Origin of the sequence: Micromonospora inyonensis (genome assembly GCF_900091415.1) — a bacterium.
In the GTDB taxonomy this organism is placed as follows: Bacteria; Actinomycetota; Actinomycetes; order Mycobacteriales; family Micromonosporaceae; genus Micromonospora; species Micromonospora inyonensis.
Genome location: NZ_FMHU01000001.1, coordinates 1,853,525 through 1,873,164, shown reverse-complemented (window position 1 = coordinate 1,873,164; position 19,640 = coordinate 1,853,525). Strand labels below are relative to the sequence as shown.

Genomic DNA, 19,640 nt, shown 5'->3' with positions numbered 1-19,640 from the left:
GCTCCGCTCGCTCCTCGCGCGGGCGACTGGGGCTCGCAAGCTCACTCCTCGCGCTCACCGGTCACAACCACCCATCACGGGGTCCAGCGAGGCACCACCGGCGATCACGTCGGCGATCAGGCCACCCTCGGCCATGGCCGGGAGCGCCTGGAGGTTGACGAAGCTCGGCTCCCGGTAGTGCACCCGGTACGGCCGGGTGCCGCCGTCGGAGACCGCGTGCACGCCCAGCTCGCCGCGGGGCGCCTCGATCGCCACGTAGACCTGGCCCGGCGGGACCCGGAAGCCCTCGGTGACGAGCTTGAAGTGGTGGATCAGCGACTCCATCGACTGACCCATGATCTTCGCGACGTGCTCCAGCGAGTTGCCCATGCCGTCGACACCGATGGCGAGCTGCGCCGGCCAGGCGATCTTCTTGTCGGCGACCATCACCGGGCCCGGCTTCAGCCGGTCGAGGGCCTGCTCGACCAGCTTGAGCGACTCCCGGATCTCGGCCAGCCGGACCTGGTAGCGGCCCCAGACGTCGCCGTCCGGGTGGGTCGGCACGTCGAACTCGTACGTCTCGTAGCCGCAGTACGGCATGGTCTTGCGCAGGTCCCAGGGGAGCCCGGCGGAGCGGAGCACCGGCCCGGTCACGCCGAGCGCCACGCAGGCGGTCACGTCGAGCACGGCGACGTTCTTCGTCCGCTCGGTCCAGATCGGCTGCCCGGAGAGGAGGTCCTCGTACTCCTTGAGCTTCTTCGGCATCTCCTTGAGGAACTTGCGGATCTTGACGATCGCCTCGTCCGGCACGTCCTGGGCGACGCCGCCCGGTCGGACGTACGCGTGGTTCATCCGCAGGCCGGTGATGATCTCGAAGATCTCGAGGATGTACTCCCGCTCCCGGAAGCCGTAGAGCATGATCGAGATGGCGCCCAGCTCCATGCCGGTGGTGGCCAGCCAGACCAGGTGCGAGGAGATCCGGTTCAGCTCCATCATCAGGACCCGGATCGTGGTGGCCCGCTCGGTGACCTGCTCGGAGATGCCGAGCAGCTTCTCCACCGCCAGCGCGTACGCCGTCTCGTTGAAGATCGGCGCGAGGTAGTCCATCCGGGTCACGAAGGTCGAGCCCTGCACCCAGTTGCGGTACTCGAGGTTCTTCTCGATCCCGGTGTGCAGGTAGCCGACGACCGAGCGCGCCTCGCGGACGGTCTCGCCCTCCAGTTCGAGGACCAGCCGCAGCACCCCGTGCGTGGACGGGTGCTGCGGACCCATGTTGACCACGATCCGCTCGTCGTTGATCGGGTCGGTGCCGGAGACGACCTGGTCCCAGTCCCCGCCGGTGACGGTGAAGACCTTGCCCTCGGTCGTCTCGCGCTCGGTGGCGTAACTCGGGGTGCTCACTGGTAGGACCTCCGCTGGTCTGGCGGTGGGATCTCCGCGCCCTTGTACTCGACGGGGACACCGCCGAGCGGGTAGTCCTTGCGCTGCGGGTGCCCCTCCCAGTCGTCCGGCATGAGGATCCGGGTCAGGTTGGGGTGGCCGTCGAAGACGACGCCGAACATGTCGTACGTCTCCCGCTCCTGCCAGTCGGCGGTCGGGTAGACGGCGGTCACGCTCGGCAGGTGCGGGGCCTCGGCCGCGACGGCGGCCTCCAGCCGTACCCGACGGCGGTAGGTCATCGAGGTCAGGTGATAGACCACGTGCAGCCGGCGCTCGTCCGCGCCGAGGTAGTCCACCCCGGAGACCGAGGAGCACAGCTCGAAGCGGAGGGCGAGGTCGTCCCGCATCACCTGGCAGACCTCGGCGATCTTCTCCGGGCGGACGTGCAGGGTCAGCTCGCCCCGGTCGACGACGACCTTCTCGATCGCCTCGTTGAAGGCCGGGTACGCCTCCTCCAGCGCGTCGCGGACCTCGTCGAAGTAGCTGCCGTACGGCCGGGCGGCCTCCTCGATCGGTCGGCGCGGCCGGACCAGGCCGCCGAAGCCGGAGGTGTCACCGGAACCATGGATGCCGAACATGCCCCGGCCGGCCGGGCTGGCCGGCGGGTACTCGGCCGGCGCGGTGCTGCTGGCACCGGCCGGCGTCACCGGCACCGGGACGCCCCCGTCGTTCGGCTTGTCGTTCGGTGCGGTCACCGTACCCACCTTCCGTTCGCGACTGCGGGGCTCGCGCACTCACTCCTCGCGCTCACCGCAACCCACCCTCCGTTCGCGACTGCGGGGCTGCGCTCCGCGGCACTCCTCGCGCTCACTTGATGCCCCGGGGTGGCTGGAGGTGGTTCTGGGCCTTCATCCAGTTCTCGATCCGGAGCTGCTCCTCGCGCCCCTCCCGGACCGCCTGGGTCCACTCGGCGCGGCGGGCCTTGTCCTCCCGGTACGAGGACGGCATGGAGCCGTAGGGCACGACCGGGACGTCACCGCGGGCCTGGCGGGCCTCCAGCATCTTGCGGCCGTTCGGGCCGAGCGGCTCGTGCCCGATCTTCTCGCGGAGCTTGAGGACCGCGTCGATCAGCATCTCCGGCCGGGGCGGGCAGCCGGGAAGGTACATGTCGACCGGGACGACATGGTCGACGCCCTGGACGATGGCGTAGTTGTTGAACATCCCGCCGCTGCTGGCGCAGACGCCCATCGAGAGCACCCACCGGGGCTCGGCCATCTGGTCGTAGATCTGCCGCAGGACCGGGGCCATCTTCTGGCTCACCCGGCCGGCGACGATCATCAGGTCCGCCTGGCGGGGCGAGGCCCGGAAGACCTCCATGCCCCAGCGGCCCATGTCGTAGTGCGGGCCACCGGCGGCCATCATCTCGATGGCGCAGCAGGCCAGGCCGAAGGTGGCGCCCCAGACCGACGACTTCCGCGACCAGTTGACCAGCTTCTCCACCGAGGTCAGCAGGATGCCGGCGGGAAGCTTCTCCTCGATACCCATGTGAGGTTCCTCCCTCAGTCCCAGTCCAGGCCGCCGCGCCGCCACACGTAGGCGTACGCGACGAAGACCGCGACGATGAACAGGACCATCTCCACGAAGCCGAAGATCGGCAGGGCGTCGAACGAAACCGCCCAGGGGTAGAGGAAGATGATCTCGATGTCGAAGACGATGAAGAGCATCGCCGTCAGATAGAACTTGATCGGGAACCGGCCACCGCCGACCGGCTGCGGGCTCGGCTCGATGCCGCACTCGTACGCCTCGAGCTTGGCCTTGTTGTAGCGGCGCGGGCCGGCGAGGCGTGCGGACGCGATCGAGAAGAGCGCGAACCCCGCAGCGAGGGCGAACAGCCCGATGATGGGTGCGTAAGGCGAGAGCGTCATCGTTGTCTCCTGCTCGTCCTTCCCTGCCCTCGGTCGATGGCGAAATCACACTATTCACTTCACCTCCGGCAACCGTCGCCGGGGTGTGGCTAGACCGCTGGAGCCACCTTCGTCATCGCGTTGATGACCCGGTCCATCGCGTCCCCGCCGCGCGGGTCGGTCAGGTTGGCCAGCAGTTTCAGCACGAAGCGCATGAGCATCGGGTGCGGCATGCCGTGCTTGGTGGCGATCCGCATGATCTCCGGTCGGCCGATCAGCTTCACGAAGATCCCGCCGAGCCGGTAGTACCCACCGAACCGCGCCTTCAGCTCGGTCGGGTACGCCGTCAGCGCCCGCTCGCGCTCCGCGCCCGCCGGACGGGCCAGCGCCTGCACCGCGATCTCCGCGGCCAGTTCGCCGGACTCCATCGCGTACGCGATGCCCTCGCCGTTGAAGGGGTTGACCATTCCGCCGGAGTCGCCGACCAGCAACACACCCCGGGTGTAGTGCGGCACCCGGTTGAAACCCATCGGCAGCGCCGCGCCGAGGATCGGACCGTCGGCGTTCGACTCGTCGGTCATGCCCCAGTCTGCCGGGGTGTTGGCCAGCCAGTCGGTGAGCAGTCGCCGGTAGTTCGTCTTACCGAACGCGGAGGAGGAGTTGAGCACGCCCAAGCCCACGTTGACCCGGCCGTCACCGAGGCCGAAGATCCAGCCGTACCCGGGCAGCAACGCGTCGCTGCCCTTGCTCCGCAGTTCGAGCCAGGACTCGAGGTAGTTGTCGTCGTGCTTGGCCGGGCACCGGTAGTACCGCCGGACCGCCACGCCGATCGGACGGTCCTCCCGCTTGGCCAGGCCGAGCGCGAGGGGGAACCGGCCGGAGACGCCGTCGGCGGCGACCACCAGCGGGGCGTGGAAGGTGGCCGGGGTCTTGTCCGGGCCGACCTCGGCCTCGACGCCGGTGACCCGGCCGGTGGGGTCGAGCACCGGGCCCATGACGTTCACGCCGGTGCGCAGCTCGGCGCCGGCCGCGACGGCACGCCGGGCGAGCAGGTCGTCGAAGTCCAGCCGGGTGCGCACGAGACCGTAGTTGGGGAAGCTGGCGAGGTCGGGCCAGTCCAGCTCCAGCCGCAGGCCACCACCGATCACCCGCAGGCCCTTGTTCTGGAGCCAGCCGGCCTCCGGCGAGGTGTCCACGCCCATCCGGATGAGCTGCCGGACCGCGCGCGGCGTCAGTCCGTCACCGCAGACCTTCTCGCGGGGAAACTCGGTCTTCTCGAGCAGCAGCACCCGGACCCCGTGCCGCGCCAGGTGGTACGCGGTCGCCGAGCCGCCTGGACCGGCGCCCACGACGATCACGTCGGCGTCGTGTTCCACCGCCGTCATCCGGGCCTCCTCCCCATACGCTCGTGAAACGCTTCACAAGCCAGTCGGGGAGGAGTCTATGACCGTCTTTACCCTCACCCAGGGTTAGGTGACCCTAACCTCCCTGGAGGGGGGTGTCGGGAGTCTGAGTGAACGCTCAGGGATGACCGGGAGCCGCCCTGTCCAGCCCCGCGTCGAGCCGGATCGCCTCGGGCAACTGGTCGCGCAGCGCCCCGCCGGCCACCCGGTCCAGCGCCGTCAACACCTCCAGCACCACCTGCCGGACGGTGGCCGGGTCGGCGCCCGCGAGCTGCCGAAGCTGGGCGACGAGTTCACGCGTGTCGTCCTCGTCCGCGGTGACCCCGTACGCCTCGTCTGCTCCCGTCATGGCGGACAGCATACGGGGACAAAGAGCAGCTAAAACGGATAACACGGAACACGAGGGCGCTTAGCTGCGAACCGCCCGGTGCAGCGCCGCGATGCCGCCGGTCAGGTTGCGCCACGCCACGCGGCCCCACCCCGCAGCACCGATCCGCGCGGCCAGTGCCGGCTGGTCGGGCCAGGCCCGGATCGACTCGGCCAGGTAGACGTAGGCGTCCGGGTTGCTGGAGACCGTCCGGGCCACCGCCGGCAGGGACCGCATCAGGTACGACAGGTAGAGCGTGCGGAACGCGGGGTTGACGGGGGTGCTGAACTCGCAGACCACCAGCCGGCCGCCGGGCCGGGTGACCCGGGCCAGTTCACCCAGGGCCGCGTCCGGATCCGACACGTTGCGCAGGGCGAAGGAGATGGTCACCGCGTCGAAGGTGGCGTCGGCGAAGGGGAGGCGCAGCGCGTCCCCGGCGAGCAGCGGCACCTCCGGCCGCACCCGCCGACCGGCGGCGAGCATGCCCAGGCTCAGGTCGGCACCGACGGCGTAGGCCCCACTGCGGGCCAGTTCCTCGGTGGACACCCCGGTGCCGGCACCCACGTCCAGCACCCGTTCGCCGGGCTCCAGCGCCAGCGCGGCCCGGGTCGCCCGCCGCCACCCCCGATCCTGGCCGAAGGAGAGCACGGTGTTGGTCAGGTCGTAACGGGCGGCCACGCCGTCGAACATCGCGGCGACCTCGTGCGGCTGCTTGTCCAGGCTGGCGCGGTGGCCCTGCGGGGTACGGCTCACTCCCCCACTCTGCCAGCCCGGTGCACACGAAGGCCGGGCGGGATGGTCCGCGGTCCGGACGGGACCGCGCCTGGAAACAGTGGGGGCGGGATGGTCACCCATCCCGCCCCCACTGCGGTGCGTTATGTAGACGGCCCGCACGGGCCGGTTGAGGACGACCGTCAGACGGTCGACTTCTCGTCGCTCGGGGTCACCAGGACCACCCGGCGACGACGGGCGGCCAGGAACATGGCGCCACCGGCGAGCAGGACCGCGCCGCCGATACCGCCGATCAGGCCCGCCTGCGGACCGGTCACCGGCAGGCTGCCCCCGTCGCCGCCACCGGAACCGCCCTTGGCGGCGACGACGACCGCGTAGCCGTCGGTGTTGTCACTCGCGTCCACGTCGGTGGCCCGGATGCCGGTCATGTTCTCCGGCAACTTGGTGGCCTCCCGGGCGGTGCCCCGCAGGGCGCTCTTCGCCACGATCGGCTCGACGGTCACGCTGCCGCCGGTGAGGCTGCCGGCCTTGACGTCCGCGCCGACCGAGAGCAGGTGGAAGAAGTCACCGCCGGAGATGACGTCGTCGTTCCCGCCGGTGTCCTCGTCCGCCGGGACCAACGGGAGCTGACGGTAGGTGCAGACGGCCTCGGTCTTTGCCGCGTCGTACTCGCAATCCGGCTCCACCTCGGGGAAGGTCACACCCTTGGGGAGCTTGACCGTGACGGTGAGACCTGCGGTCGCCTGGTCGCCCTGGTTGACCACGAAGTACTGGAGCATCCCGGTCTGGCCGGCGTGCAGGTCGCCGACGATGCTGAGTTCGCCACCCTCGCCGACCTTGACCGCCTGCTTGACGTCACCGGCGAGCACGAGCAGGTCCGGGCCGCTCTCGTCGGTGAGCTCGATCGTGGCGGTCCTGCTGTTGTTGCTGGCGTCGGTGTCGTCGGTGGACGTGATGGTGAAGGTGACCGACGCCTTGTACGTGCCCTCGATGTCGTCCTGCTTGAAGAGCACCACCGGGATCTCGGTCGTCTCGCCCGGACCCGGCACCAGCTCTGCCGGGACGTCGCAGGTCCAGCCGGCGACGTCCAGGTCGCAGTCGGACATCGCGGGGACGGGGACGGCCTTGTTGGTGTCCAGCTTCGACAGGTCCGCGTTGATCGAGAGGGCGCTCGGGGTGTTCTTGCCGTTGTTGGTGACCTTGGCGAAGGCCACCTTCCCGGCGGTACCGGCGGCAACCCGGGTGCCGACGACGTCCAGGGAGAGGTCGGTCTCGGTGCCGGCGGCCCGGGCCGGAACGCCGAGCGCGGTGAACACGCCGGAGGCCAGGAGCGCGGCAGCGCCGACCCGCGTGAGCGCTCGGTTACGGAAGATCATGAAGACGTTCCCCCATGGAAGACGGGAAGAGGATGCGCCCGGGAACAACGTCCGCCCGGGGCCGCCGACCGCACGTTATCGGTCGACGATCGCCCCCGCCACCCCTTCGGGAAACCGGGGTGAGCTGCTTACCTAAGAATCACTTAAGGATTGTCCGAATTGATGCGCTTGCCGGACGGATCCGCAGTTCACAGTGGTCCCAATGGTCACAGCGATCAACCCTCCCGCCGGACAACCACTACCCGTTCGGTCGACCCCGAAAAGGGCGATGATTACCGACCGTTCACTGGGCATCAACCAGAGGAAGCGGACGGCCGACCCCGCCCCCCGCAATGGCGATCGACGAGAAATGCGACACGACGCGGTCGTCGGTCGGGTCGTCCGCCGGAGTGTGATGAATGGTCAACCGACGGTAGAGGGTGTCCCGCTGCGCCGGGATCCGGTCGGCCGACCGGATCATCCCGATCAGCTCGTGCAGGTTGGACCGGTGTCGCGCGCCGGCCGAGGAGATGACGTTCTCCTCCAGCATGATCGAGCCGAGGTCGTCCACCCCCATGTGCAGGGCCAGCTGGCCGACATCCTTGCCGGTGGTCAACCAGGACGCCTGGAGGTGCGGCACGGTCTCGAAGAAGAGCCGGGCCACCGCGACCAGGCGCAGGTACTCCAGGGTCGTCGCCTGGGTGCGCCCCTTCAGGTGGTTGTTCTCCGGCTGGTACGTCCACGGGATGAAGGCACGGAAGCCCTGCGTCCGGTCCTGGACGTCGCGGATCATCCGCAGGTGCTCGATCCGCTCGGCGACGGTCTCGCCGGTGCCCATCATCATGGTGGCGGTCGACTCGACCCCCTGCCGGTGCGCCAGCTCCATGACCTCCAGCCAGCGCTCGCCCGACTCCTTCAACGGCGCGATCGCCCTGCGGGGTCGCTCCGGGAGCATCTCCGCCCCGGCCCCGGCGATCGAGTCCAGCCCGGCGGCCTTGATCCGGGCGATCGCCTCGTCCAGGCTCACCCCCGAGACCTTCGCCATGTGCAGGATCTCGCTCGGCCCGATCGAGTGGATGGCGAGCTGCGGGAACGCCTTCTTCACCGAGGAGAACAGCTCCTCGTAGTACTCGACGCCGTAGTCGGGGTGGTGGCCGCCCTGAAGCATCACCTGCGTCGCGCCCAGGTCGACCGCCTCGCCGCAACGGCGCAGGATCTCCTCGGTCGGGTGGGTCCACCCCTCGCGGTGCTTCGGCGCGCGGTAGAAGGCGCAGAACTTGCACGCGGTGACACAGACGTTGGTGTAGTTGATGTTGCGGTCGATCAGGTACGTGACGATGTTGTCCGGGTACCGCCGCCGCCGTACCGCGTCGGCCGCCTCGCCGAGGGCATGGAAGGGCGCCTCGGTGTAGAGCAGCAGCGCCTCCTCGGGCGTGATCCGCCCGCCGTCCGCGCCGCGCTGCAGGATGTCGTCGATCTCCCGGCTCACACTCACACCTGCGAGCCTACGTCGGTCGTTCGATCACCGGCACGCCCCTCCGACCAGGGTGACCCAGGCCGCCGTAGGCCCCAGTCGGTCAACCCGCTGGACCGGACAGCTCCGACGTACCCTCGTCGCCCACGCGATCCGGGCGATCCCGGTAGTCGCCCAGCACGTCGGCGAGTTCCGCCCGGCTGCTGATTCCCAGTCTGGTGTTGATCCTGTAAAGGTGGTTCTCGACGGTGCGCACCGGCACGACCAGCCGGGGCGCGATCTCTCGGGTGGACATGCCCGCTCTCCACAACGCATCGATCCCTTACGATCTTCGCCATGCCTGCCGAGAGATCCTCAGCCGACCCTGGCGCGCTGACCGGCCGCCGCGCCGACCCGCCGGAGGCATGATGGCCACCACTCCCTGGCTCGCCGACGTACTCCGCACCGCCGGGGTCCAGGTGGTCGAGCACGGCAACTGGCTCGGCGGCTCGCCGGCAGTTCGTTCAACCCGATCGGCGTGCTCTGGCACCACACCGCGGCGACCTCCAGTGCCAGCAACCCGCACCCCGCGCTGAACATCCCCGACTACTTCCGGCAACTGCGCAACGACGAGGAGGTGCACGCCGCCGTCGCATCGGCCGGCAATCCCCTGGTCGGCAACGACCGTCAGTTCGACCTGTGGCGCAGCATCGCCTACGACGGTCAGGTCAAGGCCCCCAGCTGACCTGCGTGACTCCGGCGCGACGCGGCCGCCGGTGACCACGCTCCGAGGTGGCGGCGTCCGGCGAGGATGGCGGGATGCTGCTGCTGGTACCCGCCGACCCGCTCCGCGCCCACCGTCCCGACCCGCACTTCGCGCCGGAGGCGACGACCGCCCAGGAGGCCGGCGTACCGGTCGCGGTGGTGGACCACGACGCGCTCGCCCGGGGCGACGCGTCTGCCGCGCTGCGGCGCCTGCCAGAGGCGGGCGAGGCGGTCTACCGGGGCTGGATGCTCCGCGCCGAGCGGTAGCCGGCCTTCGCGGAGGCGCTGGCCGCCCGGGGCGTCACCCTGCGCACCGGAGCCGCGCAGTACCGGCGGGCGCACGAACTGCCCGGCTGGTACCCGGAACTGGCGTCGGTGACCCCCGCGACGACCTGGACCGCAGGCGACGCGCGTGCGGCCTTCGACCGGGCCCGCGCCGAGCTGGGCGACGGCCCGGCGGTGCTCCGTGACTACTGCAAGTCGATGAAGCACCACTGGGCCGAGGCGGCGTTCATCCCCGACCTGGACGACCCCGAGGCCGCCTGGGCGGTGGCCCGCCGGTTCCGCGAGCTGCGCGAGGACGACTTCGTCGGCGGGTTCGTACTGCGCCGCTTCGAGCGGTTCACCTCGGCGGAGGTCCGGACCTGGTGGCTGGGCGGTCGGTGCGTACTGGTCGGCCCGCACCCGGACACCCCGGACCGACCACCCGTCGCCGACCCCGACCTGGCCACTGTCGCGCCGCTCGTCGCCGCGCTGGCGCTGCCGTTCGTCACGGTCGATCTGGCACCACGCTACGACGGGGTCTGGCGGGTAATCGAGCTGGGCGACGGTCAGGTCAGCGACCGGCCCGCCACCGTCGACCCGGCCCGCCTCCTCACCCCGCTCCTCACCCCACCCCCCTCCCCCCTCCCCCTCCCCCCACTCCGTCGATCATGGATTCGTGGCGCCTGACTAGCGGCAATTGTGAGGTTTGGGCGGTGCCCGAAGTCCATGATCGACGGGGTGGGGGTGGGGTGGGGGTGGGGGTGGGGCGGGGGTGGGGTGGGGGTGGGGTGGGGTGGGGTGGGGGTAGCAGGGGTGGGGGGTGATCAGGGGGTTTTCCACAGGGGGCGGAGTTGTCCACAGGTGGGGCGTCGGGGGTGGGAGGAGCGGTGAGGATCGCGGTGTGGCCGATGACCTGTATCGCTATCCGGAGTTGCGCTCCGCCGGCAACACCCGCGGTGCCGTGCGGCACGCTGTCGAGGCCGGACGCCTTCGCCGGGTGACCCGGGGGATCTACACCGGCTCGAACCGCGAGCCTGGCGAGCAGTTGCGGGCCATGCTCATGCGGCTGCCGGCCGGGGCGGTGGTCGGTTTCCACACCGGAGCCCACCTACACGGGTTCGGTGACGTGTCGCAGGATGACCTGCACGTGATCGTGCCGGCCGGGTCGGTCGTCCCGAAAATCACCGGGGTGGTCGTTCACGAGGTGGTGCTGCCGGTACCCGATCCGGTGATGGTCTCCGGCGTACCGGTCGCCCCGGCCGCCCGCTGCGCCATCGACCTGGCCCGCACGCTACGGCGGATCGAGGCTCTGCCCATCCTCGATCTTGCGCTGCGATCCGGCGCTTGCCGGCTGGGTGACCTTGAGCGGGAAGTGAGGCGACACGACCGGTTGCGCGGCGTGCGTCAGGCCCGACAACTCGTACCCCTGGCGGACGCCAGGTCGGAGTGCCGGCAGGAGAGCCAGCTACGTCTCGTGCTCGTCGACGGCGGCCTGCCTCCCCCCGAGCCGCAGATCTGGATCAGCGACGAGTGGCGACGCCGGACCTTCCGGCTCGACCTGGGCTACCGCGCCCACCAGGTCGGCGTCGAGTACGACGGCGGGTCCCACCTGACCCGCGAGCGCCTCCGGAGCGACCGCGCCAGGATGAACTGGCTGTCGGCCCGTGGCTGGACCATGCGCTACTTCACCGATCGGGACCTCTACCTCCGCCCGGATCACATAGTCCGAGAGGTCCGCCAAACCCTCTTGCTAGCCGACGCGACCCACCACCGGCGCTGGGGACCGGACCGGCGGTGGTCGACCGGTCAGGCGTCGTAGTCGATGACGACCTGGTCGGTGGTCGGGGACGACTGGCAGGTCAGGATGTACCCGGCGGCCACCTCGTCCGGTTCGAGGGCGTAGTTGCGGGCCATCGACACCTCACCGGAGACGACCTTCGCCCGGCACGTCGAGCAGACCCCGCCCTTGCAGGCGTACGGCAGTTCGCCCCGCACCTTCAGGGCGGCGTCGAGCACCCGCTGCTCGCGTCCCATGGTGAAGGTCGACGCCCGGCCGTCCAACAGGATGGTGACCTCGGCACCGGTCCCCGGCGCGTCGACCGCCCGGCGTGGCGGCTCCGGTGGTGCGTCCACGTGGAACAGCTCGGTGTGCACCGCCGACGCCGGGACGCCCCGGTCGGCCAGGACCGCCTTCGCGTCGACCACCATGCCGTACGGGCCGCAGAGGAACCACTCGTCGATCACCGCGCCAGGCACGATGCTGTCGAGTAGCCGGCCGAGCCGGTCGGCGTCGACCCGCCCGGAGAGCAGGGGCGACTCGCCCTGCTCCCGGGAGAGCACGTGCACCAAGTGCAGCCGGGTGGGGTGACGGTCCTTCAGGTCGGCCAGCTCCTCGGCGAACATCACGGTGTTCGCCGTGCGGTTGCCGTACACCAGGGTGAACGTGCTGGCCGGTTCGACGGCCAGCGCGGTCGCGACCAGCGCGAGGACCGGGGTGATCCCCGACCCGGCCACCACCGCGCCGTAGTGGCGGACCCGGTCCGGCGCGAACGCCGTGGTGAAGTGCCCGAGCGGCGGCAGCACCTCGACGGTGTCGCCGGAGCGCAGCGCGCCGCAGGCGAAGGTGGAGAACGCCCCGCCGGGGACCTCGCGCACCCCGATCCGCAGCCGCCCGTGCCGGGCCAGGTCGTCCGGGGTCGAGCAGATCGAGTACGACCGGCGCACGTCGGCGTCGTCGGCCCCGCCGTCGGGCAGCCGCACGGTGAGGTGCTGGCCGGCGCGGAACGCGAAGGTGTCCCGCAGTTCCCCGGGCACCGCGAAGGTGATCGCCACTGCGTCGTCGGTGAGCCGGTCGACGGCGGCGACCGGCAGCGGGTGGAAAACCGGCCGGCGACGGACCGGGCGGGTGATCGTGACAGTCACAGCGCCTTCAGGTGGTCGAAGGGTTCCAGACAGGACCGGCAGCGCCACAACCCCTTGCAGGCGGTGGAGCCGAACGGGCTGACCTGCTCGGTCTCCGGTGACCCGCACCGTGGGCAGCGGACCGTCAGGGCCAGCGGCACGGGACCGTCGGCCCGGACCGGGGCCGGCGGGGCGATGCCGGCGGCGGCGAGCTTGGCCCGACCCGCGTCGGAGATCCAGTCGGTGCTCCAGGCCGGGCTGAGGACGGTACGGACCTCCGCGTCGGCGTGGCCGGCGGCGGTGAGCGCCCGGCGGATGTCGGCACGGATCACGTCCATCGCTGGACAGCCGGTGTAGGTGGGGGTGATCGTCACGACGACCTGACCGGTGGCCGGGTCCTCGTCGACCGACCGCAGGATGCCCAGCTCGTCGATGGTGACCACCCGGATCTCCGGGTCCACCACCGCTGCCACGGCCGCCCTGGCGTCCGACGGTGCCGCCTTCCGTTCCGCGGCTGCGGGGAACCGCTGCGCTGCACGTATCACGGTCACCACTTCGCCCCCGGGTGTGCGCGGTGCAGCACCTGCATCTCGGCGAGCAGGTACGACAGGTGCTCGGTGTGCACGCCGTCGCGACCGCCGGAGGGGCCCCAGCCGTCGGCCGGGCGGGTCAGCGTCGCGTCGGCGAGCACCGGCTCCACGGTCTCCCGCCACCGGTCGCGCAGGGTCGACGGGGCGGCGGCCAGCCCGGCCGCGTCCAGCCGGGCGGTCAGCTCGTCGGCGGCGAACAGCTCGTGGGTGTACGGCCAGATCTCGTCCACGGCCGCCTGCATCCGGCGGTGCGACTCCTCGGTGCCGTCACCGAGCCGCCGCACCCAGAGCGCGGCGTGGTCGAGGTGGTACGCGGACTCCTTGCGGGTCTTCGCGCCGATCGCGGCGAGCCGTTCGTCGGCGCATCCGGCCAAGGCGGTGTAGAGCGGGAGCTGGTAGGCGGCGAGGAGGAGCAGCTTCGCCATGGTCACCGCGAAGTCGCCGTTGGGCAGTTCGACCAGGAGGCAGTTGCGGAACTCCCGGTCGTCGCGGAGGAACGCCAGCGCGTCCTCGTCCCGCCCGGCCCCCTCCAGCTCACCGGCGTAGGTCAGCAGCAGCCGCGCCGCGCCGAGCTGGTCGAGGGCGATGTTGGCCAGCGCGACGTCCTCCTCCATCTCCGGCGCCCGGGTGGTCCACTCGGCGAGGCGCTGGGCGGCGACCAGGGCGTCGTCGCCGAGCCGGAGGGCGAACTCGTGCAGGTCGCGGTTCACAGGTGGGCCACTCCATCCGGCACCTCGTAGAACGTGGGGTGGCGGTAGACCTTGTCGGCGGCCGGGTCGAAGAAGGCGTCCTTCTCGTCCGGGCTGGACGCGGTGATCGCACCGGCCGGAACCACCCAGATCGAGACCCCCTCCTGGCGACGGGTGTAGAGGTCCCGGGCGTTACGCAGGGCCAGCTCGGCGTCGGGGGCGTGGAGGCTGCCGACGTGCGTGTGCGACAGGCCGCGCCGGGCGCGCACGAACACCTCCCACAGCGGGGACAGTTCCTGACTCATGCGGCGACCCGCTCCTTCTTCCGCTCCGCCTGCTTGGCCGCGTATGCCGTGGCGGCCTCGCGCACCCAGGCCCCGTCGCTGTGGGCGCGGCGGCGGTGTTCGATCCGCTGCCGGTTGCACGGTCCCTCGCCCTTGATGACCCGCATCAGTTCGGCGTAGTCGGGCTGGGTGAAGTCGTACGCCTGCCGCTGCTCGTTCCAGCGCAGGCCGTCGTCGGGCAGGGTCAGGCCGAGGATCTCGGCCTGCTGCACGCACATGTCGACGAAGCGCTGGCGCAGCTCGTCGTTGGAGAAGCGCTTGATCTTCCAGGCCATGGACTGCGCGGAGTGGGTGGAGTCGCCGTCCGGCGGGCCGAACATGGCCAGGGACGGGTACCACCAGCGGTTGACGGCGTCCTGGGCCATCGCCTTCTGGGCGGGCGTGCCGTGCGCGATGGTGTGCAGGATCTCGTAGCCCTGCCGCTGGTGGAAGGACTCCTCCTTGCAGACCCGGATCATCGCCCGCGCGTACGGGCCGTACGAGCAGCGGCACAGCGGCACCTGGTTGACGATCGCGGCGCCGTCCACCAGCCAGCCGATCGCGCCGACGTCGGCCCAGGTCAGGGTCGGGTAGTTGAAGATCGAGCTGTACTTCTGCCGGCCGGAGACGAGCATCTCGACCAGTTCGTCGCGGCTGGCCCCGAGGGTCTCGGCGGCGGAGTAGAGGTAGAGCCCGTGCCCCGCCTCGTCCTGCACCTTGGCCAGCAGGATCGCCTTGCGCTTGAGCGACGGGGCCCGGCTGATCCAGTTCCCCTCCGGCTGCATGCCGATGATCTCGGAGTGGGCGTGCTGGGCGATCTGCCGGATCAGCGTCTTCCGGTACGCCTCGGGCATCCAGTCGCGGGGCTCGATCTTCTGGTCGGCCGCGATCACCTCGGCGAAGTACGCCTCCAGGTCGGTGCCGGGTGGGACACCGTCGGGACGCCCCCGGGCGGCAGCCTCCCGCAGGGCCGCCTCCGCCGCCTCGACCTGATCGAGCAGGCCCCCGCCGGGGGCCTCGTCCGGGTTCGCGAAGTCGTTGCCGCACACGGTCCAAGTGTTACAGCTTGCCGTAGCGTGCGCCAGAGCCATGTAACAGCGATCAGGACCGGACGTCCCACCACCGGACGACCACCTCCAGCCGGACCGAGCGGGAGAACCGGGAGACAGTGGGACATGTCACACCGAAGAACCCGAACAAAATGCATCAATGAGCCGGATGTCCCGGTTTTCCGCGCGTCGGCCGGCCACGGGTTCTGGTGCGGCCGGGTTCCGGACGTAGACTTTGCCGGTCACACCGATCGGTTGCGGGCGAACGCCGTCCCCGACAGGCCGCATCCCCCGGCCTCGGCCGTCCCGCCGACACACATCGGAAAAGCTGGTCCCCCGGCCCTGACTTCTGGGAGTTCGCCCACTCATGCGTCCCCGCGTGACCCTGGTGCTCGCCGTCCTGGCGGTTCTGCTCGGCGGCGGCATGCTGGTCCCCGCCGCATACGCCCGCCTCGCCGATGACGACGGCGGCGCGGGCGGCGGCACGGAGAGCGTCGCGGTTCCGCCGCCCGCCGCACCGCAGCCGCCCACCCTGACGAACGCCCCCGTGTCGGTGCCCTTCGACGGCAAGTACTTCTCCTGGGCGCTGATGGACCGGGAGACCGGCACCATCTCGGGCGCGAAGAACCTCACCACCACCAACTCCACCGAGTCGATGATCAAGACCTGGATCGTCGCCGACTACCTGCGCCGTCTCGGTGACGCGCCACTCCCCGCCGAGCGACGCAAGCAGGCCGTCGTCGCGATCCGGGACAGCAACGACACCGCCGCCCAGTCGCTCTACCGCGCCGGCGGCAGCCGGGCCGTCCTGGAACGGCTGATCAGCATGTGCAAGCTGACCGACACGCGGATCGACGCGCAGGCCAAGTGGGCGTACACCCAGATGTCGCCCCGGGACGCGGTCCGGATGGGCGACTGCATCGCCGACGGCACGGCCGCCGGCCCGAAGTGGACGCCGTTCCTGCTGAAGGAGATGGCCAGCGTCCGGGGCACCACCGCCCCCGAGGACCAGCAGCTCAAGGAGGGCGGCGGCCGGTGGGGGATCATCGACGGCCTGCCCCCGTCGATCACCGCCCAGGGCCCGGTCAGCATCAAGAACGGCTGGACCATGCTCTGGGCGGACCTCCAGTGGCACCTGAACTGTCTGGCCGTGACCGACAAGTGGAGTCTCGCGGTGATGATGCGGTACCCGAAGGACCACGGGCTGGACTACGGCGCGCAGGTCTGCCAGAGCGTGACCACGCAGCTCGTCACCCCGCAGCCGGGTGCCGCGCTCAAGGTCCCGCAGCCGATGGCGAAACCCTGATGGCGGGCAACCGCCGGGGCACCCGGTCGGCCGGCGGCGACCCCTCGCCGCTGCGGCTGATCGGCGTCGCCGTCGTCCTGATCGGGCTGGTGCTGGTCGCCCTCCGGCTGCTGCCCGGATCGCCTTTCGAGTCGGACGTCGCCGCCCGCTGGGGCGTCAGCGGCGACCCGGCCGCGCGGGTCACCGACGGGGCCACCGACCGCAGCACGCGCAGCACCCCCACGCCGACCCCGTCGCCCGAGCCGCCGCCGCTGCCGCTGCGGCCGACCACGGTCAAGCTGGACGCCGAGGGCTGGTGGAGCTGGAGCCTGCTGGACACCCGGACCGGCGAGATCGCCGGCTCGGCGAACATGAGCGAGACCAACACCACCGCCTCGCTGATCAAGGCCTGGATCGTCGCGGACTACCTGCGTCGCGCGGACGAGGCCGGTCGCACGGTGAGCGAGGCGAGGCTCGACGACGCGACCAGGATCATCCGGGACAGCGACAACACCCGGACCCAGCAGTTCTACGAGACCCTCGGCGGCGAGCCCTCGATCAGGCGGCTGATCACCACGTGCAAGCTGACCGACAGCAGCCCGGCCGCCGACGGGGGCTGGAGCCGGACCAACCTCTCCGCCCGGGACACCGCCCGGATGGGAGCCTGCATCGCCGACGGCCGGGCCGCCGGCCCGGAGTGGACCGACTGGCTGCTCAACGAGATGAAGCTCGTCCGGGGCACCGGTGACTTCGGCATCCGCAAGGCGTTCCCGACCGCCGAGCAGAAGCGGATCGCCATCAAGAACGGCTGGGTCGACCGGACCCGCGAGCAGGAGATCCACGTCAACTGCCTGGCCATCGGGGAGGGCTGGACCATGGGTGTGATGGTCCGGTACCCGATCAACCTGGGCTACGAGTACGGCATGGACAACTGCGAGAAGGTCGCCGAGCAGCTCCGGGCGGCCGCCACCTGACCTCGTCGGGACGGCCGCCGGGGCGGCTCCCTCAGCCGGCAAAGAACTCCGGACCGCCGGCCGGCAGCGCCGGGGCCTCGCCCGCCTCGGCGGCACGGCGGGCGAACTCCCGCAATCCCGCGACCTGGCGGTCCCCCAGGGAGAAGTCCAACACCCGGAAGTACGACGCCAGCGTCTCCGCGTCGAACGGCTCCCACCGGGCGGCGGAAGCCGCGACGTCGTCCAGCTCGGCCAGGCAGAGGTCACGCGAGCGCAGGAACGCTTCGTGCACCCCCTTGACCAGGCCCGGGTGGGCAGCGGCGAAGTCCCGGCGTACCGCCCAGACGGCGAAGACCATCGGCAGGCCGGTCCACTCCCGCCAGGCCTGCCCGAGGTCGGTCACCGCCAACCCGCGCCGCGGCGCCTCGTAGAGGGCGCGCAGCGCCACGTCGCCGATCAGCACCCCGGCGTCGGCCTCCAGCAGCATCTGCGTCAGGTCGGGCGGGCAGCGGAAGTACTCGGGATGCACCCCGTACCGCTCACCGAGCAGCAGCTGGGCCAGCAGCACCCCGGTCCGCGAGGTGGAGCCGAGGGCCACCCGGCGGCCGTCCAGCTCGGCCAGCGGCCTGGTGGAGACCATGTTGACCGACAGCACCGGGCCGTCGCTGCCGACCGCCAGGTCGGGCAGGGGCAGCAGTTCGTCGGCGTGGCGCAGGTACTCCACGTGCGAGATGGGCCCGATGTCCAGGTCACCGGCGACCAGCGCGGCGCTGAGCCGGTCCGGCGAGTCCTTGTGCAGGTCGACATCGATCAGCGCGCCGGAGCGCATCAGACCCCAGTAGATCGGCAGGCAGTTGAGAAACTGGATGTGCCCGACCCGGGGGCGTGCGACGCGGTCCATGCCCCGACCGTAACTCCGCCGGGAACCACCGGCTCACCGGGCGGGGGTGGGAGTGGTCGACCCCGCACCACCGGCCGCGTCACGGTCGACGCGGACCGCACGGACGACCGGCGCCACGGCGACGGCCACCACCAGCAGGCCCGCCACGCCGCAGGCGGCGACCAGCAGACGGGGCTCGGCCACCGCCATCGCGAGCCCGCCGACCAGGTAGCCGACCATCGCGGCCCCCTGGGTGGCCCCGCCGAAGACCGCGAAGGCCCGGCCCCGGTTCGCCTCGGGCACCCGGCGGGCCAGCAGGAGGTTGTTCAGCACGCTGTCGCCGCCGTTGGCCACCCCGCCCAGCAGCCAGCACGGCACCACCAGCAGCGCGATCGGCACCGCCGCCCCGGCCAGGACCATCAGACAGCAGACGGCCAGCAGGACCAGCCCACCCCAGAGCAGCGTGACGTCGTCGGTGAACCGGGGGGCCAACCGGGCCAGGAGCCACGCCCCGGGCAGGATGCCGAGCGGCCAGGCCGCGGTGACCACGCCGAACACGGTCGCGGAGGCGTCCAGGGTCTCCCGGAGGTAGAAGACCTCGACCACCCCGAGCGCACCGAGCGCACCGACCACCGCGGCCATCGTCGCCACCATCGCCACCAGCAACGGATCGCTGCGCAGCCGCCACGCCGGTGTCGGGCGGTCGGGCCCGGACGCCACCGACGACACGGACCGGGAGCCACCCCGGCGGGTACGGATCACCAGCCCGGCCAGCACCAGCGCGAGGTAACTGGCAGCGTCGACGAGCAGGGGCACCCGGGTGCCGAACTGCCCCACCAGCAGCCCGGCCAGGGCCGGGCCGCCGAGCATGCCGATGGTGGCGGCGGTCTGGTTGAACGCGCTGGCCCGGGGGAAGTCCTCCGCGCGGACCATCGCGGGCAGCAGCGCGGCCAGCACAGGCTGGGTGACCGCGAGACCGCTGGCGAGCAGCGCCACCAGCGCGACGATCAGGACGGGGTGCCCGGCGTACGCGAGGCCCAGACAGACCGCGGCCTGGGCCAGCCCGGCACCGACCAGCAGGGTGCGACTGTCCACCCGGTCGGCCAGTCGCCCGGTCAGCGGGGCGAGAACCACCAGCGGCAGCGTCGCGGCGAGCAGCAGCGCCGACACCGCCAGCCCACCGGCCCCGGCGGACTGGAGCGCCAGGGTCAGCGCGGTGGCGGCGAGGAAGTCCCCGCAGGTCGAGACGCCCCGGGCGACGGTCGCGAAGCCGACGTCGGACCAACGGGAGAAGGGCGGGCACGCCGACAGCGCGGAGGGGGAGGGCATTTCGCGGAATGTAGTGGGGCGCGCGCGGCCGGGACAACC

At 71.3% G+C, this 19,640-nt stretch carries 23 protein-coding genes; 6 read left to right on the top strand and 17 right to left on the bottom strand.

Annotation, left to right across the window (positions count from 1 at the left end):
• Window positions 1-54: 54 nt before the first annotated feature.
• The 10 genes from GA0074694_RS08620 to GA0074694_RS08575 form a co-directional block, all read right to left on the bottom strand.
• Complete coding sequence (locus tag GA0074694_RS08620; RefSeq protein ID WP_091455114.1) at window positions 55-1,380, bottom strand: NADH-quinone oxidoreductase subunit D; 1,326 nt, start codon at window positions 1,378-1,380, stop codon at window positions 55-57.
• Window positions 1,377-2,114, bottom strand: coding sequence for an NADH-quinone oxidoreductase subunit C (locus tag GA0074694_RS08615; RefSeq protein WP_091458854.1), 738 nt, complete (start codon window positions 2,112-2,114; stop codon window positions 1,377-1,379). Before GA0074694_RS08615 ends, GA0074694_RS08620 begins: the two co-directional genes overlap by 4 nt.
• A 112-nt stretch (window positions 2,115-2,226) precedes the next feature.
• A complete protein-coding gene (locus tag GA0074694_RS08610; RefSeq protein ID WP_091455110.1) occupies window positions 2,227-2,904 on the bottom strand; it encodes a NuoB/complex I 20 kDa subunit family protein in 678 nt (225 codons plus the stop codon).
• Window positions 2,905-2,918: 14 nt separating this feature from the next.
• Window positions 2,919-3,284, bottom strand: coding sequence for an NADH-quinone oxidoreductase subunit A (locus GA0074694_RS08605; RefSeq protein ID WP_091455106.1), 366 nt, complete (start codon window positions 3,282-3,284; stop codon window positions 2,919-2,921).
• Between the two features lie 89 nt (window positions 3,285-3,373).
• The gene (locus tag GA0074694_RS08600) at window positions 3,374-4,648 is read right to left on the bottom strand and encodes a geranylgeranyl reductase family protein (RefSeq protein WP_091455103.1); all 1,275 of its coding nucleotides are present in this window, start codon (window positions 4,646-4,648) and stop codon (window positions 3,374-3,376) included.
• A 136-nt stretch (window positions 4,649-4,784) separates the two neighbouring features.
• Window positions 4,785-5,015, bottom strand: a complete 231-nt coding sequence (locus GA0074694_RS08595; protein WP_091458853.1) for a hypothetical protein — start codon at window positions 5,013-5,015, stop codon at window positions 4,785-4,787.
• 60 nt (window positions 5,016-5,075) lie between these two features.
• Window positions 5,076-5,786, bottom strand: a complete 711-nt coding sequence (locus tag GA0074694_RS08590) for a demethylmenaquinone methyltransferase (RefSeq protein ID WP_091455100.1) — start codon at window positions 5,784-5,786, stop codon at window positions 5,076-5,078.
• 161 nt (window positions 5,787-5,947) lie between these two features.
• Window positions 5,948-7,141 (bottom strand): LPXTG cell wall anchor domain-containing protein, encoded by a 1,194-nt coding sequence (locus GA0074694_RS08585; protein ID WP_091455097.1) that lies wholly within the window; start codon window positions 7,139-7,141, stop codon window positions 5,948-5,950.
• 283 nt (window positions 7,142-7,424) lie between these two features.
• A complete protein-coding gene (mqnC, locus tag GA0074694_RS08580) occupies window positions 7,425-8,615 on the bottom strand; it encodes a cyclic dehypoxanthinyl futalosine synthase (RefSeq protein ID WP_091455094.1) in 1,191 nt (396 codons plus the stop codon).
• An 82-nt stretch (window positions 8,616-8,697) separates the two neighbouring features.
• Entirely contained in the window at window positions 8,698-8,904 is a 207-nt protein-coding gene (locus GA0074694_RS08575; protein WP_281189787.1) for a helix-turn-helix domain-containing protein, read from the bottom strand.
• A gap of 207 nt (window positions 8,905-9,111) precedes the next feature.
• On the opposite strand from GA0074694_RS08575, the gene GA0074694_RS32690 reads away from it, so the two are divergent.
• The 4 genes from GA0074694_RS32690 to GA0074694_RS08560 all read left to right on the top strand — a co-directional run bounded on the left by GA0074694_RS32690 (window position 9,112) and on the right by GA0074694_RS08560 (window position 11,421).
• The gene (locus GA0074694_RS32690; protein WP_245714602.1) at window positions 9,112-9,318 is read left to right on the top strand and encodes a hypothetical protein; all 207 of its coding nucleotides are present in this window, start codon (window positions 9,112-9,114) and stop codon (window positions 9,316-9,318) included.
• A gap of 74 nt (window positions 9,319-9,392) precedes the next feature.
• Entirely contained in the window at window positions 9,393-9,605 is a 213-nt protein-coding gene (locus tag GA0074694_RS32685) for a hypothetical protein (RefSeq protein ID WP_245714601.1), read from the top strand.
• 108 nt (window positions 9,606-9,713) lie between these two features.
• Window positions 9,714-10,289, top strand: a complete 576-nt coding sequence (locus GA0074694_RS32680) for an ATP-grasp domain-containing protein (RefSeq protein WP_245714600.1) — start codon at window positions 9,714-9,716, stop codon at window positions 10,287-10,289.
• 214 nt (window positions 10,290-10,503) lie between these two features.
• Window positions 10,504-11,421, top strand: a complete 918-nt coding sequence (locus tag GA0074694_RS08560; protein WP_245714599.1) for a type IV toxin-antitoxin system AbiEi family antitoxin domain-containing protein — start codon at window positions 10,504-10,506, stop codon at window positions 11,419-11,421.
• On the opposite strand, the gene paaE is transcribed toward GA0074694_RS08560, so the two are convergent.
• Genes paaE through paaA form a run of 5 tightly spaced genes read right to left on the bottom strand, consistent with a single transcriptional unit; the run spans window position 11,409 to window position 15,154 of the window.
• Entirely contained in the window at window positions 11,409-12,524 is a 1,116-nt protein-coding gene (paaE, locus tag GA0074694_RS08555; RefSeq protein ID WP_091455086.1) for a 1,2-phenylacetyl-CoA epoxidase subunit PaaE, read from the bottom strand. The two genes, GA0074694_RS08560 and paaE, sit on opposite strands and share 13 nt — an antisense overlap.
• Window positions 12,521-13,045: a 1,2-phenylacetyl-CoA epoxidase subunit PaaD gene (gene paaD, locus GA0074694_RS08550; RefSeq protein WP_091458849.1), complete on the bottom strand. Its 525-nt coding sequence runs from the start codon at window positions 13,043-13,045 to the stop codon at window positions 12,521-12,523. Before paaD ends, paaE begins: the two co-directional genes overlap by 4 nt.
• 5 nt (window positions 13,046-13,050) lie before the next feature.
• Complete coding sequence (gene paaC, locus GA0074694_RS08545; protein ID WP_091455084.1) at window positions 13,051-13,803, bottom strand: 1,2-phenylacetyl-CoA epoxidase subunit PaaC; 753 nt, start codon at window positions 13,801-13,803, stop codon at window positions 13,051-13,053.
• The gene (gene paaB / locus GA0074694_RS08540) at window positions 13,800-14,087 is read right to left on the bottom strand and encodes a 1,2-phenylacetyl-CoA epoxidase subunit PaaB (RefSeq protein ID WP_091455081.1); all 288 of its coding nucleotides are present in this window, start codon (window positions 14,085-14,087) and stop codon (window positions 13,800-13,802) included. Before paaB ends, paaC begins: the two co-directional genes overlap by 4 nt.
• Window positions 14,084-15,154, bottom strand: a complete 1,071-nt coding sequence (paaA, locus tag GA0074694_RS08535; RefSeq protein WP_091455078.1) for a 1,2-phenylacetyl-CoA epoxidase subunit PaaA — start codon at window positions 15,152-15,154, stop codon at window positions 14,084-14,086. The genes paaB and paaA overlap by 4 nt, the downstream gene beginning before the upstream one ends.
• 367 nt (window positions 15,155-15,521) lie before the next feature.
• On the opposite strand from paaA, the gene GA0074694_RS08530 reads away from it, so the two are divergent.
• A complete protein-coding gene (locus GA0074694_RS08530; protein ID WP_091455076.1) occupies window positions 15,522-16,460 on the top strand; it encodes a hypothetical protein in 939 nt (312 codons plus the stop codon).
• The gene (locus GA0074694_RS08525; RefSeq protein ID WP_091455073.1) at window positions 16,460-17,413 is read left to right on the top strand and encodes a serine hydrolase family protein; all 954 of its coding nucleotides are present in this window, start codon (window positions 16,460-16,462) and stop codon (window positions 17,411-17,413) included. Before GA0074694_RS08530 ends, GA0074694_RS08525 begins: the two co-directional genes overlap by 1 nt.
• A 31-nt stretch (window positions 17,414-17,444) precedes the next feature.
• Here the strand turns inward: GA0074694_RS08525 and GA0074694_RS08520 are convergent, their stop codons facing one another.
• Both GA0074694_RS08520 and GA0074694_RS08515 read right to left on the bottom strand, forming a co-directional pair.
• Entirely contained in the window at window positions 17,445-18,293 is an 849-nt protein-coding gene (locus GA0074694_RS08520) for a menaquinone biosynthetic enzyme MqnA/MqnD family protein (RefSeq protein WP_091455070.1), read from the bottom strand.
• A 33-nt stretch (window positions 18,294-18,326) separates the two neighbouring features.
• Entirely contained in the window at window positions 18,327-19,601 is a 1,275-nt protein-coding gene (locus tag GA0074694_RS08515; RefSeq protein ID WP_091455067.1) for an MFS transporter, read from the bottom strand.
• Window positions 19,602-19,640 lie beyond the last annotated feature (39 nt).

Bases quoted from the DNA above. Each gene is read 5' to 3' on its own strand.
- GA0074694_RS08610 (WP_091455110.1), bottom strand. From the start codon at position 2,904: ATGGGTATCGAGGAGAAGCTTCCCGCCGGCATCCTGCTGACCTCGGTG.
- GA0074694_RS08605 (WP_091455106.1), bottom strand. From the start codon at position 3,284: ATGACGCTCTCGCCTTACGCACCCATCATCGGGCTGTTCGCCCTCGCT.
- GA0074694_RS08600 (WP_091455103.1), bottom strand. From the start codon at position 4,648: ATGACGGCGGTGGAACACGACGCCGACGTGATCGTCGTGGGCGCCGGT.
- GA0074694_RS08595 (WP_091458853.1), bottom strand. From the start codon at position 5,015: ATGACGGGAGCAGACGAGGCGTACGGGGTCACCGCGGACGAGGACGAC.
- GA0074694_RS08585 (WP_091455097.1), bottom strand. From the start codon at position 7,141: ATGATCTTCCGTAACCGAGCGCTCACGCGGGTCGGCGCTGCCGCGCTC.
- GA0074694_RS32685 (WP_245714601.1), top strand. From the start codon at position 9,393: ATGCTGCTGCTGGTACCCGCCGACCCGCTCCGCGCCCACCGTCCCGAC.
- paaB (WP_091455081.1), bottom strand. From the start codon at position 14,087: ATGAGTCAGGAACTGTCCCCGCTGTGGGAGGTGTTCGTGCGCGCCCGG.
- GA0074694_RS08530 (WP_091455076.1), top strand. From the start codon at position 15,522: ATGCGTCCCCGCGTGACCCTGGTGCTCGCCGTCCTGGCGGTTCTGCTC.
- GA0074694_RS08525 (WP_091455073.1), top strand. From the start codon at position 16,460: ATGGCGGGCAACCGCCGGGGCACCCGGTCGGCCGGCGGCGACCCCTCG.
- GA0074694_RS08520 (WP_091455070.1), bottom strand. From the start codon at position 18,293: ATGGACCGCGTCGCACGCCCCCGGGTCGGGCACATCCAGTTTCTCAAC.
- GA0074694_RS08515 (WP_091455067.1), bottom strand. From the start codon at position 19,601: ATGCCCTCCCCCTCCGCGCTGTCGGCGTGCCCGCCCTTCTCCCGTTGG.